At 66.6% G+C, this 16,704-nt stretch carries 16 protein-coding genes; 7 read left to right on the top strand and 9 right to left on the bottom strand.

Annotation, left to right across the window (positions count from 1 at the left end):
- The first annotated feature begins 173 nt into the window (after positions 1–173).
- The 4 genes from F7R26_RS35485 (at position 174) to F7R26_RS35500 (ending at position 2,669) form a co-directional block, all read left to right on the top strand.
- Positions 174–974 carry a crotonase/enoyl-CoA hydratase family protein gene (locus F7R26_RS35485; RefSeq protein ID WP_150989249.1) on the top strand — a complete coding sequence of 267 codons (801 nt, stop codon included), beginning with the start codon at positions 174–176 and terminating at the stop codon, positions 972–974.
- Positions 975–1,257: 283 nt separating this feature from the next.
- Positions 1,258–1,536 carry a type II toxin-antitoxin system HicA family toxin gene (locus F7R26_RS35490; protein WP_150989246.1) on the top strand — a complete coding sequence of 93 codons (279 nt, stop codon included), beginning with the start codon at positions 1,258–1,260 and terminating at the stop codon, positions 1,534–1,536.
- A gap of 105 nt (positions 1,537–1,641) precedes the next feature.
- A complete protein-coding gene (locus F7R26_RS35495) occupies positions 1,642–2,346 on the top strand; it encodes a glutathione S-transferase N-terminal domain-containing protein (RefSeq protein ID WP_150989243.1) in 705 nt (234 codons plus the stop codon).
- Between the two features lie 20 nt (positions 2,347–2,366).
- Positions 2,367–2,669 carry a cupin domain-containing protein gene (locus F7R26_RS35500; RefSeq protein ID WP_150989240.1) on the top strand — a complete coding sequence of 101 codons (303 nt, stop codon included), beginning with the start codon at positions 2,367–2,369 and terminating at the stop codon, positions 2,667–2,669.
- Positions 2,670–2,721: 52 nt separating this feature from the next.
- On the opposite strand, the gene fusA is transcribed toward F7R26_RS35500, so the two are convergent.
- Positions 2,722–4,770, bottom strand: coding sequence for an elongation factor G (gene fusA, locus F7R26_RS35505; RefSeq protein WP_150989237.1), 2,049 nt, complete (start codon positions 4,768–4,770; stop codon positions 2,722–2,724).
- Positions 4,771–5,427: 657 nt separating this feature from the next.
- On the opposite strand from fusA, the gene edd reads away from it, so the two are divergent.
- On the top strand, positions 5,428–7,254 hold the full coding sequence (edd, locus tag F7R26_RS35510) for a phosphogluconate dehydratase (protein WP_150989234.1): 1,827 nt from the start codon (positions 5,428–5,430) through the stop codon (positions 7,252–7,254).
- A gap of 22 nt (positions 7,255–7,276) precedes the next feature.
- Here the strand turns inward: edd and F7R26_RS35515 are convergent, their stop codons facing one another.
- The 3 genes from F7R26_RS35515 to F7R26_RS35525 form a co-directional block, all read right to left on the bottom strand.
- Positions 7,277–8,416 (bottom strand): porin, encoded by a 1,140-nt coding sequence (locus tag F7R26_RS35515; protein ID WP_150989230.1) that lies wholly within the window; start codon positions 8,414–8,416, stop codon positions 7,277–7,279.
- 189 nt (positions 8,417–8,605) lie between these two features.
- Positions 8,606–9,490 (bottom strand): mechanosensitive ion channel family protein, encoded by an 885-nt coding sequence (locus F7R26_RS35520; RefSeq protein ID WP_150989291.1) that lies wholly within the window; start codon positions 9,488–9,490, stop codon positions 8,606–8,608.
- 46 nt (positions 9,491–9,536) lie between these two features.
- Complete coding sequence (locus tag F7R26_RS35525; protein ID WP_170301949.1) at positions 9,537–9,692, bottom strand: hypothetical protein; 156 nt, start codon at positions 9,690–9,692, stop codon at positions 9,537–9,539.
- A 196-nt stretch (positions 9,693–9,888) separates the two neighbouring features.
- Here F7R26_RS35525 and F7R26_RS35530 point away from each other — a divergent pair, with 196 nt between their 5' ends.
- The gene (locus F7R26_RS35530; protein ID WP_170301945.1) at positions 9,889–10,131 is read left to right on the top strand and encodes a hypothetical protein; all 243 of its coding nucleotides are present in this window, start codon (positions 9,889–9,891) and stop codon (positions 10,129–10,131) included.
- Positions 10,132–10,264: 133 nt separating this feature from the next.
- On the opposite strand, the gene F7R26_RS35535 is transcribed toward F7R26_RS35530, so the two are convergent.
- Both F7R26_RS35535 and F7R26_RS35540 read right to left on the bottom strand, forming a co-directional pair.
- A complete protein-coding gene (locus tag F7R26_RS35535; RefSeq protein WP_150989224.1) occupies positions 10,265–11,518 on the bottom strand; it encodes an MFS transporter in 1,254 nt (417 codons plus the stop codon).
- A 242-nt stretch (positions 11,519–11,760) separates the two neighbouring features.
- Complete coding sequence (locus tag F7R26_RS35540; RefSeq protein ID WP_150989221.1) at positions 11,761–12,672, bottom strand: LysR family transcriptional regulator; 912 nt, start codon at positions 12,670–12,672, stop codon at positions 11,761–11,763.
- A gap of 186 nt (positions 12,673–12,858) precedes the next feature.
- On the opposite strand from F7R26_RS35540, the gene F7R26_RS35545 reads away from it, so the two are divergent.
- On the top strand, positions 12,859–13,638 hold the full coding sequence (locus F7R26_RS35545; protein WP_150989217.1) for a sulfite exporter TauE/SafE family protein: 780 nt from the start codon (positions 12,859–12,861) through the stop codon (positions 13,636–13,638).
- Between the two features lie 54 nt (positions 13,639–13,692).
- Here F7R26_RS35545 and F7R26_RS35550 read toward each other — a convergent pair whose 3' ends face one another.
- The 3 genes from F7R26_RS35550 to F7R26_RS35560 all read right to left on the bottom strand — a co-directional run bounded on the left by F7R26_RS35550 (position 13,693) and on the right by F7R26_RS35560 (position 16,615).
- The gene (locus F7R26_RS35550) at positions 13,693–15,267 is read right to left on the bottom strand and encodes a peptide chain release factor 3 (protein WP_043357489.1); all 1,575 of its coding nucleotides are present in this window, start codon (positions 15,265–15,267) and stop codon (positions 13,693–13,695) included.
- Positions 15,268–15,402: 135 nt separating this feature from the next.
- Positions 15,403–16,368, bottom strand: coding sequence for a YihY/virulence factor BrkB family protein (locus F7R26_RS35555; protein WP_150989288.1), 966 nt, complete (start codon positions 16,366–16,368; stop codon positions 15,403–15,405).
- 79 nt (positions 16,369–16,447) lie between these two features.
- Positions 16,448–16,615 (bottom strand): DUF1328 domain-containing protein, encoded by a 168-nt coding sequence (locus F7R26_RS35560; RefSeq protein ID WP_150989214.1) that lies wholly within the window; start codon positions 16,613–16,615, stop codon positions 16,448–16,450.
- Positions 16,616–16,704 lie beyond the last annotated feature (89 nt).

The following is a 16,704-nucleotide window of genomic DNA, read 5'->3' on the forward strand; positions in this document are numbered from 1 at the left end:
CGTGGGCGGCAAAGGATGCTGCGAAGGGTAAACCTGAAATATTTCTTCCATTGACATAAATATATCATTCGATGAAATATTTATGCATGTGGAAAAACACCTAGAAAGTACCCGATCAAGTACCCGATTCGTGCAATTCACCCCTGCCAGGCGCAGGCACCGAGGATACGAGCATGGATAGTAAGCCTAGTCAGCCCAACCATTATGTCAGGACCGAAACGTCCGGCCCGGTCCTCACCATCATTCTGGACCGCGCCGACAAGCGCAACGCCGTGGATGGCCCGATGGCGCTGGCGCTGCGCGAGGCATTTGCCGGGTTCGAATCCGACCCGGCGCTGCGCGTGGCCGTGCTATGGGGCGCGGGCGGGCATTTCTGCGGCGGCGCCGACCTGTCGGCGGTAAGCGACCCGGCGCGCCGTCACGAGCTGGATCCGCAAGGCGGTGGCGCGGGCCCGATGGGCCCGAGCCGGATGGCGCTTTCCAAGCCGCTGGTAGCCGCGGTCAGCGGCTATGCGGTAGCCGGCGGGCTGGAGCTGGCGCTGTTGGCGGACCTGCGCGTGGCGGAGCGCGATGCCGTCTTTGGCGTGTTCTGCCGGCGCTGGGGCGTACCGCTGATCGACGGCGGCACGGTGCGCTTGCCGCGCATCGTTGGCATGGGCCGCGCGCTCGACATGATCCTGAGCGGCCGCCCGGTGCCCGGGGAGGAAGCGCTCGCCATGGGGCTGGCCAACCGCGTGGTCGAGCCCGGCCAGGCCCGCGCCGCGGCCGAGGCGCTGGCGCACGAGCTGGCCGCCTTCCCGCAACGCTGCATGCTGGCGGACCGGGCCTCCGCCTACGGGCAATGGGACCTGCCGCTGGCCGACGCACTGCGGGCCGAAGGGACCAACGGCACGCCGATCGTGTTCGAGGAGGGCATCCAGGGGGCCGCCCGCTTTGTCGGGGGTGCCGGCCGGCACGGCAATTTCTCCGGCTAGGCGGGCATCGGGAACAGGGGCGGCGACGGGGCAAACACGCCCCGGCTCGGCAAAGCGTACCCGTTTCTGCGTAGCCAGGGCGGGATGCAATGGCAGTGGAATCGTAGAACGCAATCCGCAAGACGCTCAGGGTATCAAGCCCGCGCCGCGTGCCTGCCTGGCGCTGCACTGGCCAAGGACTGGGATAGGACACGCACGGGAGGCCTCTCGCGGGTGCAGCAAGCGCCAACCCACCCGCTCTTGTATGCTACGGCTATTGCCGCCGAACAAGCCTGACCGCGCCATGAGCCACAAATCCCGCAGCCTCCTGCAGTCGATCTTCAGTCACCCGCTCAGCAACAACATCCACTGGCGCGAGGTGGAGTCGCTGCTGCAGCAACTCGGCGCGAAGGTGGAGCCGATCCAGGGCGCCCGCTTCAGGGTGGTGCTCAACGAGTACGAGTTCTACCTTCATCACCCACATCACGGCAATGTCTGCGCCAAGCAGGAGATCAAGCACCTGCGCGATTGCCTGGTCGCCGCCGGCGTCACCCCTCCCGACGGCGACGACAAGCCGAAGTGACACGGCGCTTGCCCGGCCAGGCGCCGCGGCGAACCCCGGCACGGCCATCCTCACCGGCCGCCAAGGCCAACCATTGCCCCAGCCCATCCATTCCTACGGATTTCCATGACCAATCTTTCCGCCTTCCTCGTTACCAATAAATGGCCCGCCTTGCGCCCGGAGCGGATCCAGCTCTACTCGCTGCCCACGCCCAATGGCGTCAAGGTCTCGATCATGCTCGAGGAAACCGGCCTGCCCTACGAGCCGCACCTGGTGCGCTTCGACACCAATGACCAGTACACACCGGAATTCCTGTCGATCAGCCCCAACAACAAGATTCCCGCCATCCTCGACCCGAACGGCCCTGGCGACCAGCCGCTGGCCCTGTTCGAGTCCGGCGCGATCCTGCTCTACCTTGCCGACAAGAGCGGCAAGTTCATCCCGCAAGATCCCGCCGGCCGCTACGAGACCATCCAGTGGCTGATGTTCCAGATGGGGGGGATTGGGCCGATGTTCGGGCAACTGGGATTCTTCAACAAGTTCGCCGGCAAGGAATACGAGGACAAGCGCCCGCGCGACCGCTACGTCGCGGAAGCCAAGCGGCTGCTGGCCGTGCTCAACGGACGCCTCGCGGACCGTGCCTGGATCATGGGTGACACTTACACCATTGCCGACATTGCGACCTTCCCCTGGGTGCGCAACCTGATCGGGTTCTACGAGGCTGGCGAGCTGGTCGGCATCCAGGACTTCCCCCACGTCACGCGCGCGCTCGAGGCCTTCCTGGCGCGTCCCGCGGTGGCAAAGGGCCTGGATATCCCGAAGCGCGTCTAGACCAACCCGGAGCCACACCAGTGCCGCTGATTCAGCTTGACGACCTTGCCGCCGCGCTGCCCAGCGCATGGAAGTCCACGGTCTTGGGCCAGGTCGGCCCCGCCCGCATCAAGGTGCTGCGCATGGATGAACAAGCGTATGAAGCCGAGACGCATGACTACAACGAAGGCCTGCTCGTGGTGAGCGGACAGCTTATGTTGCAAGTGCAAGGCGAAGCCGGCACGGTTGTCGTCGAGCCCGGGCAGATGTACCTCGCCCTTGCCGGCATCCCACATGCCGTGCTGCCCGGCAGCCACGGCACGCTGGTGATCGTCGACGTCTGAGCAAGGGGCGGACGCCCACGCGGCGCCCGCCCGATTGCAGCTGCCGTCAGGCTCAGCCAGCCATCTCCACTACCGCCGCGGCTGGTGCCGCGGCATAGTGATCGAACTGCATGGCAAAGCTGGCTCGGCCCGAACTCAGCGCGCGCAGGCTGCCGATATAGCCGAACAGGCTGGCCAGCGGCACATGCGCCTGCACCACCGTGGTATTGCCGCCACCGCGTTGCGATTGCCCGCGCACCATGCCACGGCGCCGGTGGATATCGCCGATGACGTCGCCCACATGGTCGGCGGGCGTCACCACTTCCACACTCATCACCGGTTCCAGCACCACGGGCGCAGCCTGCCGCGCGGCTTCGCGGAAGGCGGACGCGGCCGCGGTCTCAAAGGCCTGGGCCGAGGAGTCGCGCTCGTGATAACTGCCGTCCAGCAAGATGGCCTGGAAATCCACCACCGGATAGCCCGCGAGCACGCCCTGCGCGGCCGCGCGCCGGATGCCGGCCTCCACCGCCGGCACGAACTCGCGCGGCACCGCGCCACCGCTGATGCGGCTCTCGAACCGGACACCCTCGCCGCGCGCCAGCGGCTCGAAGCGCAGCACCACTTCCGCGTACTGGCCCGGGCCACCGCTTTGCTTGCGATGCAGGTAGCGCGCATCGGCGGCACGGGTCAGCGTTTCGCGATACGCCACCTGCGGGCGGCCTACCGTGACCTCCACATGAAAGCGCGTGCGCAGCTTCTCCAGCGTGACCTCCAGCTGCAGCTCGCCCATGCCGGACAGCAACGTCTGCCCGCTCTCCGGATCCTGGCGCAGGCGCAGGCTCGGATCTTCCTGCACCAACACTTGCAGCCCGCGCGACAAGCCGGCCTGGTCGGACTGGCTCTTCGGCTCGATGGCCACGTCGATCACCGGCTCGGGCGTGTCAATCGCCTCCAGCACCATGGGGTGCGCGGGATCCGTCAGCGTGTCGCCGGTGATGGTGGCCTTGAGGCCCGCTATCGCCACGATGTCGCCGGCTACGGCAACCGCCAGCTCCTGCTTGCGGTCCGCGTGCATCTCGTACAGCCTTGCCACCCGCTCGCGCTTGCCGCTGCCCGCGTTGAGCACGGTGTCGCCGGCAGCAAGCCGCCCGCGATACACGCGCACGAACGTCAGCGTGCCGTGCGCGTCGTGCACGACCTTGAAGGCGAGCGCCACCAGCGGCTGGTCAGCGTCCGCGCTCACTGCATGACGGCCCGCCTCGCCAGGTTCTGGCAGGTACGCCGTCACCGCATCGAGCAGAGGCTCCACGCCCTTGTTCTTGAAGGCGGAACCCGCCAGCACGGGCACCACGGCGCCGCTGATGGTCGCGCGCCGGATGGCTGCGCGCAGGGCGTCACCGGTCGGCTCGCGGCCCGCCAGGTAGTCTTCCAGCAAGGCATCGTCCTGTTCGGCCAGCGTTTCCAGCAAACGCTGGCGCAATGCCGCGGCCTGCGCCGCCAGCGCCTGCGGCACGGCATCGGTCACGTAGCCAGTGCCGCCCGCGCCGCCTTGCCATAGCAGGGCTTGCATGGTGACGAGATCGACCACGCCGTGGAAATCGCCTTCGCGGCCGATCGGCAACTGCAGCACGAGCGGCACCACGCCGAGGCGTTCTTCGATCATGCCGGCCACGCGCAGGAAGTCCGCGCCGGTGCGATCCAGCTTGTTGATGAACGCGAGGCGCGGCACGTGGTAGTGGTCCGCCAGGCGCCAGTTGGTCTCCGTCTGCGGCTCCACGCCGGCCACGCCGTCGAACACCACCACCGCGCCGTCGAGCACGCGCAGCGAGCGGTTCACCTCGATGTTGAAATCGATGTGACCCGGGGTATCGATCAGGTTGATCTGGTGCCCGCGCCAGTACACGGTGGTGGCCGCGCTGTTGATGGTGATGCCGCGCGCCTGCTCCTGTGGATCGAAATCCATGGTGGCGGCGCCGTCATGCACCTCGCCCAGCCGGTGGCTGGCACCGGTGTAGAACAGGATGCGTTCCGACGTGGTGGTCTTGCCCGCGTCCACGTGGGCAATGATGCCGATGTTCCTGAGTTTCCTGCTTTCCTTCCTGCTTTCGTTTCTGCTTTCCATGATGGGCTGCCTGAATGCAAACACCCTGGCGGGTGCGTGCCTGCCAGGGTGTTTGTGGTCCCTGGGAGGCGATCTGCGAGGCCTCCCGGACTGCATGTGCAGCCAGGAGGCTATGGGATCGCTTGCGAGGCGGCGCCGGCATGCCGCATGCGGCACGCAATGGTCTCGGTGACTACGCCAGACGACGCCGTTACCGCACCAAGGGACGAGCGCAAGCCCCCGTTCCCTTGGCCGGTTTGAATCGTGGCAATCAACTTGTCGTAGGTACGCATGGCGTGTCAGATAGTGGCGAAAGAAAAAAACAAAACCCCGGCGGGCCTGCGGGCCGTCCGGGGTTGGCGATGATCGGTTTCGTCGTTCCCGGAACTGGCCTTGCAGCCTTCCGGGCGGGACGCTCGGAAGACTAGACGTGAATAGCCAGCAGCACGCGTTCACCGTAAGGTGCCGCGGCAAACACTGCGATGGCGGTGCGTTGCGCTGCTTGCTTCATGTCGTTTGAACTCCAGAGAATGCGGCGGAGTCTAGCACTTGTGGAGAAAACGTGCAGCGGCTCATACTGGCGCCAAGCGTGCACCTACCGCGCACCAACTGCTCACCAACCGTGCGCCGCCCCCCAATGTGCACTAGGCTGAAAAAGCACCCACGCAGGAGATCCCCATGCCAAGTCACCCAGTCCTGGAACGGGTCACCGCCCGCATCGTGGCACGCAGCGCCGCCACCCGCCAGACCTACATGGACCGCACCCGCGCCATGGCGGGACAGAAGGTGGAGCGTGCGCAGCTCTCGTGTACCAACCTGGCGCACGCCGTGGCGGCCATGCCGGAGCAGGCCAAGATCCGCCTGAAAGCGCAGGAGCGCCCCAACCTCGCCATCGTCTCGTCCTACAACGACATGCTGTCGGCGCACCAGCCCCTGGCGGCGTATCCGCAATGGCTCAAGGAAGCCGCGCTGGAGGCGGGCGGCACCGCGCAATTCGCCGGCGGCACACCCGCCATGTGCGATGGTGTGACGCAGGGCCAGGACGGCATGGATCTCTCGCTGTTCTCGCGCGACGTGATCGCGCTATCCACCGCGGTGGCGCTCTCGCATCAGATGTTCGACGGCGCGCTGTACCTCGGCGTGTGCGACAAGATCGTGCCGGGGCTGGTGATGGGCGCGCTGTCGTTCGGCCACCTGCCCGCCATCTTCGTGCCAGGCGGCCCCATGACCACCGGCATCGGCAACGAGGAAAAAGCCCGCGTGCGCCAGCGCTATGCCGAGGGCAAGCTCAGCCGCGCGGAGTTGCTGGAGGCGGAGAGCCAGTCGTATCACGGCCCGGGCACCTGCACCTTCTACGGCACCGCCAACTCCAACCAGATGCTCATGGAGATCATGGGCCTGCACCTGCCCGGCACTGCATTCGTCAATCCCAACACGCCGCTGCGCGAAGCCCTCACGCGCGAATCCGCGCGGCAGGCGCTACGCCTTGTACATGGCGGCGATCGCTATACGCCGGTGGCGGACGTGCTCGACGAGCGCGCCTTCGTCAATGGCATCGTCGGCCTGCTGGCCACCGGCGGCTCCACCAACCATACGTTGCACCTGGTGGCGATGGCGCGCACCGCGGGCATCGTGCTGGGCTGGGACGATTTTGCCGAGCTATCGGAAGTGGTACCGCTGCTGGCGCGCGTGTATCCGAACGGCAGCGCGGATGTGAACCAGTTCCAGGCCGCCGGCGGACTCGGGCTGGTGATTCGCGGCTTGCTGCAGCTTGGCCTGCTGCACGACGACGTAACCACCGTGGTCGGCAAGGGCCTGGCCGACTACACGCGCGAGCCGGTGCTGCGCGATGGCCAGCTCACCTGGATCGACGGGCCCGAAGCGCCGCTGGATGACACCATGGTGCGCGCCGCCGGCCAGCCTTTCGCGCCAGAAGGCGGCATCAAGCTGCTTGACGGCAATATCGGCCGCGCCGTGCTGAAGATCTCGGCGGTCAAGCCCGAGCACCACATCGTGCAAGCCCCGGCGATGGTGTTCCACACACAAGACGCGCTGATCGAAGCGTTCAAGCGCGGCGAGCTGGAGCGTGACTTTATCGCGGTGCTGCCATGGCAAGGGCCGGCCGCCTGCGGCATGCCGGAGCTGCACAAGCTCACACCCACGCTGACCGTGCTGCAGGACCGCGGCTTCCACGTGGCGCTGGTGACGGACGGACGCATGTCCGGCGCATCGGGCAAGGTGCCGGCCGCCATCCATGTGTGCCCTGAGGCATTGAGTGGTGGTGGCATCGCCCGCGTGCGCGATGGCGACCCGATGCGCGTGGACGCGCATGCGGGCGTGCTCACGGTGCTGGTGCCCGAAGAGGAATGGGCCGCGCGCTCAGTGACGCCGCCCGACCTCTCCGCCAACCGGCACGGCGTGGGGCGCGACCTGTTTGCCAATTTCCGCCGTCATGTGAGTACAGCGGAGGCAGGGGCCTGCTCGCTGTTTGCCGAGGAAGGCTGACGCGAGATAGCTTGTGCGCGGCTTAGAAGCTGTGGCTGATGCCGGCACCCCATCCGGTGCCGCCACCTGCGTAGCGACTGTGGCGATACGACACGGCGCCATACAGCGTGGTGCGCTTCGATAGCGCATAGTCCACGCCGCTGGTGACGTAGTCGGTCACGCCCGCCGTGCCATAGCCCTGGAAATCGCGCGCGCCAGAGAGCTTCAGCGTATAGGCGCCCACGCGCCAGTTGACGCCAAGCGTGGCGGCGCTGCGCCTGGCGCTGGCGTCGCCGAGGAAGGCATGGCTCGCGGTGCTTAGACGGGTCTGGCTGTACGAGGCCATCAGCCGCACCTTGGTGAACGCATAGGCCAGCCCCGCGAACCATGTGTTGTCATACGCCGAATTGCGCTCCGCCGTCAGCATGGCCGACCAGGGCCCGGCATCGTAGTTGAGCGAGGCCGCCAGCGGCCGCGTACGGTCGCGGTTGCCAGCGGCGTCCGGCGTTTCGTTCTTCTCCACGCCGGCAGATGCGTGTACGTGTATCCCACCCCATTTCGGCGAGTCGTAGAACACGCCGTTGTTCAGGCGCGAGTATTCGCCCGCGGGGCCATTGTGGTACGGATCGGTGCGATAGGACGGGTGGTACACGTACCACGCCACCGAACTCACGCGGTTGAAATTGCTCCAGCTGTCGTACTGCCAGTCGTATTGCCACATCGGCGTCAGCGCACGGCCAACGCGCAGATCGCCGTAGGGCGACTGGATGCCGATAGTGGATTCGCCCTGGAAATACGGCGTGGCGCCGCTGGCTTCGAGCCGGCCATCGCCCATGTCGAAGCGTGTTTGCAGGTTCAGGGTGGCGGCCCAGCCGGGGGCCAGGGTCTCGCTGCCGCGCAGGCCGATGAAGCTGCGCTGCATGGTGCCGAGCTGAGTGGGCTGGCCGGGCGCGGGACGGAAGATGCCGACGTCGGCAAACCCGTACAGCGTGAGGCTGCCCTGCGCGTGCGCAGTCGGTGCGGCGGGGGCGAGCACGGCGGCGCAGGCCAGCGCAGGCAGACACCGCGCGAGCCTTGCGCGCGGCGCACAAGGGAAGACGCCCATATTGGCGGGAGAGACTTTGCGCAAGCGGAGTGGCTTGCGCGCGATGGGGTTCAGTTCGAGCTTGTGTGCAGACTGCAAATCCAATTCCAGAGATTGAAGGCAAGCCGTGTTCCGCCGCGTGGCGCAACGAAACGCGGATACCGGTGAAGAACCCGAAGGGGCGAGAGAAATGGCGTGGCCAATGGCGGCGCAAGCGCTCGCCACCAGACAGGATCGCCGCCGGGGTGCTTGCGCACCGCTGCGGCGGGATCCGAAGAGGTGGGTTCGTCAGCTCAGGCGATGCATGGGACCCGGCGCGACGGGCGCGGCCGCTTGCGCGTCCTCGGACACGCGCCACTCCTGCACCGGCACGGCGATGGCGCAGCCGGCGGCTTCGAGCACCTGCTTGATGCGGTGGTAGAAAGCGAAGCGCACGTTCCAGTAATCCCCGGCGGCAACCCAGCAGCGCACGTTGAGCGTCACGCCCTGCGCAGCGTAGTTGATCACCATGGCCTCGGAGGCCGGGTCCGCCAGGATGCGCTCCTCGGCCGCAAGCATGGCGCGCAGCGCATCGAGCGCGGCCTGGATGTCGGCGCCAAAGGTAACGGTGACTTCGATGTCGAGCCGGCGGGTGGGATTCTCGCTGTAGTTGGTGATGGCGCTGCCCCAGATCTTGCCGTTGGGCACGCGCAGGCAAACCCCGTCGAAGGTGGTCAGCTCCGTCATGAACAAACCCGTCTCGCGCACCGTGCCGGCCACGCCCTGCGCATCGATGTACTGGCCTACGCGAAACGGCCGCAGCAGCACCAGCATGATGCCCGCGGCAATGTTCTGCAACGTGCCCTGCAACGCCAGTCCGATGGCCAGGCCGGCGGCGCCGAGCATGGCGATGATGCTGGCGGTCTGCACGCCAAATTGCGACAGCACCAGCACCACCGTGATCACGCGCACGATCCACTGCGTGACGCTGGCCAGCATCGGGCGCAAGGTGGCGTCCACGCGCGGGCGGTCAAACGCGCGCAGCACCGCAGCGCGGGCGCGCCCGGAGAGCCACCAGCCCAGGATCAGGATCAGCACGGCGGCGATGCAGTTCAGGCCTTGCTGCACCACCAGTTGCAGCAGGTAAGCCCACGCTGCTTCCAGCTTGTGGGGCTCGATGAAGTTCAGGTTCATGGATTCGGCTCCGGCGATCAGTGTGGAAAAGCTGGACATGCGCGGCTCAGGATGCATCGTCATCGCGGCGGCGGTACGCTGGTCCTCCGGCGTGCGGCAGCGGCGTTTCGGTGCACGCAAGGTGCACCGGCACGGACCAGCGTGTGCGCGCGTAGCCAAGCGTGGTCTTGAGGTAAAGCGGGTCGATCTTCAGGGTCTGCATGCGGGCGGGTTCATGGTTCGGTTCCAGAGATTTCAGAAAGAGGTTTGTTTGCTATGGAGCGTGAAGAGGTTGGTACGCACGAGCGTGGCATCAACCCGTGAACGGGAACAGCAGGTCAGTTTCGAAGCCGAAGGCGTAGGTGCGCAGGTCGGGCGTACCCGTTTCTGCGAGCAAGCCGGTGATCAGGCTGGCTTCCATGCAGCCCGACCGCAGCACGCTCGTCGGCACCTCCGCCACAGTGCGGCGATGCCCCGACCTGATGTCAGACGATTGCCTGCATTTGATTGAAATTGGCAATACTTTCAGGACAAATGACAGGGGATTTGGTTTCACCCCGACGCGCGGCGACAGCTGGGCGAATCGCCGCCAGCCCTGTGTGGGCAAGGGCTGGGCCCGAATGAAAAAAATTCGCCGGAGCGGGCTTGGACTTAGTTTTTAGGTGGGGAGATTCGTGCGGCCCCCTGCGCGGGAGCACGCAGAATTGGGTACGCTTTGGTGCGGAGGAGGTATTGCGCAGGAAAAACAGACGCTGCACCCGGCCGGTGCTCGGACCGGCCGGTTCGGACCTTATTTCAAGCCGTGACGGGGTGATCGTGCAAGCGGTCGCGCGAGGCTAGCGAGGGAAACAGACGCATCCACACCACCACCACCACCAGCGTGCCGATGCCGCCAAGCAGCACCGCGCCAACCGGCCCGAACAGCGCGGCCGTCACGCCGGACTCGAACTCGCCAAGCTGGTTGGACGCGCCGATAAAGACCGAGTTGACGGCGCCCACGCGCCCGCGCATATCGTCGGGCGTATCGAGCTGTACCAGCGTGGAGCGCACCACCACGCTGATCATGTCGGAGGCGCCAAGCACGACCAGCGCCGCCATCGACAGCGGCAGCCAGTGCGAGATGCCGAACACCATCGTCGCCATACCAAAGACAGCCACCGCGCCGAACATCACGCGACCCACGCGGCGGTTCATCGGATGGTGGGCGAGCCATAGCGCGGTCGCCAGCGCGCCGATGGCGGGCGACGAGCGCAGCAGGCCCAGGCCCCAGGGGCCGGTATGCAGGATGTCGCGCGCGTAGATGGGCAGCAGCGCGGTGGCGCCGCCCAGCAGCACGGCAAAGAGATCCAGCGAAATCGCGCCAAGCAGCACCGGCCGGCCGCGGATATACGAAAACCCCGCAAACAGCGTCGCGATGCTGACCGGCGTGGTCAGCCGCTGCGCGGCCTGGCGCAGCTTGAGCGCGGTGACCAGGCAGGCGGCCACGGCGAACAGCGTGGCACTGATGGCGTAGACCACGCCCGGGCCGGCCACGTAGGCGAAGCCACCCAGTGCGGGACCGATGATGATGGCCGTCTGTGTGGCGGAGCTGGACAGCGCCACCGCGCGCGGAAACATGCGTGGCGTGACCACGCTGGGCAGCAGCGCCTGCAGCGTCGGCGTCTCAAAGGCGCGGGTGGCACCGATCAGGGCCACGAACACGAAGATGTGATCGCGCGTGATCCAGCCCGACAGGCTCGCCACCGCCATCGACACCGCGATCAGCGCTTCCAGCGTCTGGCAGGTGCGCACGATCAGGCGCCGGTCAAAGCGATCGGCCACGTGGCCGGACATCAGCAACAGCATCACCGAAGGCAGGAACTGCACCAGCCCCACCATGCCAAGCATGAACGGGTCGCGGGTGAGGTCGTAGATCTGCCAGCCTACCGCTACCGTAAAGATCTGGTAGCCGATGGTGGTGCACAGGCGGGCAAACCAGAACAGCCGAAATGAAGGGTCGCGAAAGACTGAGTCCGGCTCGGGGGCCGGAACGGAAGCAGGGGTCGACATGGATGGCGGTGATGACGGGGCGGCGGGAGGGCAAAGCTGGGACGCATTCTATCCGAGGCCCGTGATGCATGCAGGCGTATGCATCACGTCCCACCTCACCCATGTATTTCCAATCGCACACGTTGCCGACCCGCAGCCGGCCGCTGCCCCGGCAGGCCAAGGTGCTTTCAGCGCCGAAAGCACCCTTAACGCCGTCACGGTGGTCAGCATCTGGCTGGAGGCCCGAAAAGCGACTAAGGCGACTACCGATGCGACAGCGACGCGCGCAAGCTCTGCGCCAGCGCCGCGGCGGCTGGCGCGGCGTCGCGGCGCGACAGCAGCAGCACGCGCGTATCACAACGCATATCACCGCCGGCATCGGCCAGCGGTACGCACCGCACGCCCGGCGGTGCCAGGCGACTGAGCGAAGCCGGCACCAAGGCCACGCCAAACCCTGCCTCCACCAGCGCCAGCTGCGACAGCTTGCGCGAGATCGCCGCCGCCGCGCGCGGATAGAAGCCGCGCTCCAGGCAGCACTGCGCCACGCGATGGCTCAGGCCGCCCCGGTCCGGATGCGGCAGCGACACGAAGGGCTCTTCCCGCAACCTATCCAGCGCCACGGTCTCCTCGCGCGCGAGCGGATGCGCGCTGCTTACCGCCAGCACAAGGCGCTCTTCATAGAGCGGGTCCACCTCGACGCCGGGAAGCCGGCGCAGCAGCGGCTCGCGCGCCAGGCCCAGGTCGGCGCGGCCCTCCTCGATCTCCATCGCCTGCTGCTCACTGGATGCCTGCGAGATCTCGAAACGTATCCCGGGGTGCTTGGCCTGGTACTCGCGCAAGACCGCCGTGCAGGCCGGCGTCAGCGGCACCGAGCTGGAATGCAGCAGGCGCACCGTGCCTTGCTCGCCGCGCTCGACCTGACGCGCCTGCGCCGAGGCCTCGGTCAGCTCGGCCAGGATGCGGCGTGCCGCCTCAAGGAAAGCGCGGCCGGCCGGCGTGGTCTCTACATGGCGCGGCTTGCGCACCAGCAGCACCACCTGCAGCATGCCCTCCATCTCCTTGATCTGCCGGCTCAGCGCCGACTGCGCGATAAAGAGGCGCTCCGCGGCCAGGCTGAAGCTGCCGGCATCGACGATTTCAACGAAGTAGCGCAACTGCTTGAGGGACGGACTCATTGAATGGGCGGGCTCATGGGACGCACGGGCTGACATCGGCCTGAGATTGTGCGCGCAAGTGTGCCATGGCGCGCGCGCCGCGCCCAGCGCGCTGCCATGCCGCTTTGCGATGGATCGCGGGGCGCTTTGATATTGGTCCGCGCACGCGGGCGTCCCTATGCTGTGGGGCACGCAACCCTGACGCCAATGCCCGTGGACCTGACCGCACTGACCGCCCTTCTGCCCGATGTTTCCCTGTCCGCCTACCTCGCCATGTGCGTGGCGATCGCCGGCGCCTATGTGATCTTCGGCATGGCGGGCTTCGGCACCGCGCTGGTGGCCGGGCCGCTGCTGGCCTACCTGATGCCAGTGAGCCAGATCGTTGCGCTGCTGGCGCTGATGGACTGCACAGCCGCAGCCTTTGCCCTGCTGCGCGATGGCCGCGCCGCCGACCGCGCCGAGCTTGGGCGGCTGCTGCCCTGCATGCTGGCCGGCAGCCTGGTGGGCGCCGCACTGCTGCTCAAGCTGCAGTCGGACCTGCTGCCGCTGCTGCTTGGCGTGTTCGCCATGGGGTATGCGATCTGGTCGCTTGCCGGCAAGCGACCCAACGGCTTCACGCCACGCGCGGCGCTGCCCTTTGGCCTGGGCGGCGGCATGTGCTCTGCCATGTTCGGCAGCGGCGGCTTTCTCTATGCGATCTACCTGTCGGGCCGACTAGGCAAGGACGCCATGCGCATGACGCAGTCCACGCTGATCGGCGTGAGTACGCTGACGCGGCTGGTGCTATTTGCCCTGGCGGGAGTCTATGCGGGTGCGGCCATCATCAAGCTGGCCCTGCTGCTGGCGCCAGCGATGGCGCTGGGCCTGTGGGCCGGGCGCAGGATCACGCTGCGCTTGTCGCGCGAGCAGTTCCTGCGCATGGTCAATGCGGTGGTGCTGTGCTCCGGCGGCGCGCTGGTCCTGCACTACCTGCTGCGCCTGGATTAAACGCGCCGCCCGAACGGGCGGCGCTTGCGCCAGATCGCCCTGGCGGCGCGAAAATCAAACGATTTCGCGTGTCTCCATGAACTGCAGCTTGGGGAAGCGCTCCTGCGTCAGGCGCAGGTTGACCATGCTGGGCGCCAGGTAGACGTGGTCGCCGGCGCCGTCGAGCGCCACATTGTGGCCCGCCTTCTCGATCAACTTCTCGATCTCCGCGGGGTCGCCCTTGAGCCAGCGCGCGGTGGCGCAGTCGTGCGACTCGAAGATCGCGTCGACACCGTACTCGTGCTCCAGGCGGTGCGCCACCACATCGAACTGGAGGATACCGACGGCGCCCAGCACCAGGTCGTTGGAGGCGATCGGGCGGAACATCTGCGTCGCGCCTTCCTCCGCCAGCTGCTGCAGGCCCTTTTGCAGCTGCTTGACCTTGAGCGGGTTGTTCAGCCGGGCGCGACGGAAGAACTCAGGCGCGAACGACGGGATGCCGGTGAACTTGAGCGCCTCGCCCTCGCTGAACGCATCGCCCAGCCGGATGGTGCCGTGGTTGGGCACGCCAATGATGTCGCCGGCGTAAGCCTCTTCGGTCGTATTGCGGTCCTGCGACATGAAGGTGATGGCGTTATTGATGGCCATGGTCTTGCCGGTGGACACATGCAGCACTTTCATGCCGCGCTCGAAGCGGCCCGAACAGACACGCACGAACGCGATGCGGTCGCGGTGGCGCGGGTCCATGTTGGCCTGGATCTTGAACACGAAGCCGGAGAACTTGGGCTCCTGCGGCTCTACCGCACGCGACTCTGCATTGCGGCCCTGCGGCGGCGGCGCCAGCTCGCACAAGGCGTCGAGCAGCGATTGCACGCCGAAGTTGTTGACGGCAGAGCCGAAGTACACCGGCGTCTGCTTGCCGCTGAGGAACGCGTCCTTGTCGAAGGCATGCGAGGCACCGCGCACGAGTTCGATCTCGATGCGCAGCTCTTCCGCCTGGGTGCCCAGCACGCGGTCCAGCTCCGGGTTGTCCAGGCCCTGGACCATGGCCGAGGTGCCCTTCTCGCCGTGCGGGTCGAACAGCTGCACGCGGTCGTCGATCAGGTGGTACACACCGCGGAAGGCCTTGCCCATGCCGATCGGCCAGGTCATCGGCGCGCACTGCATCTTCAGCACGTCCTCGATTTCGTCGAGCAGCTCGATGGGCGAGCGGCCTTCGCGGTCGAGCTTGTTGATGAAGGTGATGATGGGTGTGTCGCGCAGGCGGCAGACGTTGAGCAGCTTGATGGTCTGCGCTTCCACGCCGTTGACCGAGTCGATCACCATCACCGCGGAATCCACCGCGGTCAGCGTGCGGTAGGTGTCTTCGGAGAAGTCCTCGTGGCCCGGGGTGTCGAGCAGGTTGACGATGTTCTCGCGGTACGGGAACTGCATCACCGACGAGGTCACCGAGATGCCACGCTGCTTTTCCAGCTCCATCCAGTCGGAGGTGGCGTGGCGATCGGCCTTGCGCGCGCGCACTTCGCCCGCGACCTGGATGGCGCCACCGAACCACAGCAGTTTTTCGGTCAGGGTCGTCTTACCCGCGTCAGGGTGCGAAATGATGGCAAAGGTGCGACGACGCGCAATTTCGGATACGAGCGAGCTCACGGCAGTGGATTCGGCAAACAGAAGATGAAAAGGGGCCCGGGGCGCAGCGGACCGGCGCCAGGGGCCGGCGCGACCATCAGCTTGCGGTCGGAGGCCGGGCACTGCGGGCATGCACGAAGGGAATCGGGCGGTATTTTACCGGTTCGCGGGACCGGCCGCGCGCGGATCGGGCGGCGGGCTGATGCTTTGCCCCCGCAAACTGCCGAATTGCAGCGCGTATTGGCGGGTCAGCTCGGCACCGAAGAAGAAAATCTGTGCTGAATAGTACACCCACAACATCAGTGCGACCACGGAACCTGCAGCCCCATAGGATGAAGCCACGGCGCTATTGCCTAGGTAAAGGCCGATCAGCCGCTTGCCCACCGAGAACAGCAGTGCGGTGATGATGGCGCCCATGACCACGTCACGCCAGGCGATGCGGGCATTGGGCAGCATCTTGAAGATCACGGCGAACAGCAGGGTCACCACGCCAAACGAAAATGCCGTCGAAAGCACGTCCGCCACCGGCGCAAACCATGATTGCGTCCACATCTGACCCCAAAACCGGTCGACTACCGCCAACGCGGCATTGACGATCAACGACACCAGCAGCATGAAGGCCAGCACCAGCACCAGGCTGAACGAGAGCAAGCGGGCGCGCAGCAATTGCTGCCAGCCTGCACCCTGTGGCGCCGGTGTCTCCCAGATCTCGTCGAGGCTGCCTTTGAGTTCCGCGAAGGCGCTGGTGGCGCCGACAAACAAGATGCCGGTGGCAATGGCCGCGGCCAGCCTGCCACCTCCTGAGCGGTGCGTGGCGGCAAGGATTTCCTGGATGGCAGCCGCGCCCTGGGCACCAACGAGGCCGTCGATCTGGGCGAAGATCTCGCCCCGTGCCGCTTCCGCGCCAAAGAAGATGCCGGCAATCGAGATCACCAGCACCAGCACGGGCGCCAGCGAGAAGAGCATATAGAAGGACAGCGCCGCGCCTTTGCTGGCGGCTCGGTGCGCCAGCCATGCACTGACCGCGGCCAGCACCACCCTGGCCGTGCGCGTGGCGGTATGGCGATCGGGCAGCCAATGGCCGATGTCGCGAGCGCGTTGCCTGGGCGGCGTGCGGTCCATGGACTGGTCGGGGGAATCGGCTGGATTCAAGCGTGGATCCCGCTGTTGGTCGGGGGGCTAAAGGGTCCGGCGACCTGCCCTAGCCCCGGTCTTTGCTCAGGCCCCATATCAACGACACCGCGCACAGCACGAGGAAGATGATGAAGAGGATCTTGGCGAACTCGGCCGCCGCGGCGGAGATGCCGCCAAAGCCAAACACGGCCGCGATCATGGCGATGACGAAGAAAACCACGGCGTAGCGCAACATGATGGGACTCCAATGAAGCCTTCTCCCGTTTTGTTATCCGTTCCAAGGTTCATGATACAGCCCATCCCGCGCTTTGCCCAAGCCGCCCG

The sequence above is a fragment of the Cupriavidus basilensis genome (assembly GCF_008801925.2).
GTDB classification, from domain to species: Bacteria; Pseudomonadota; Gammaproteobacteria; order Burkholderiales; family Burkholderiaceae; genus Cupriavidus; species Cupriavidus basilensis.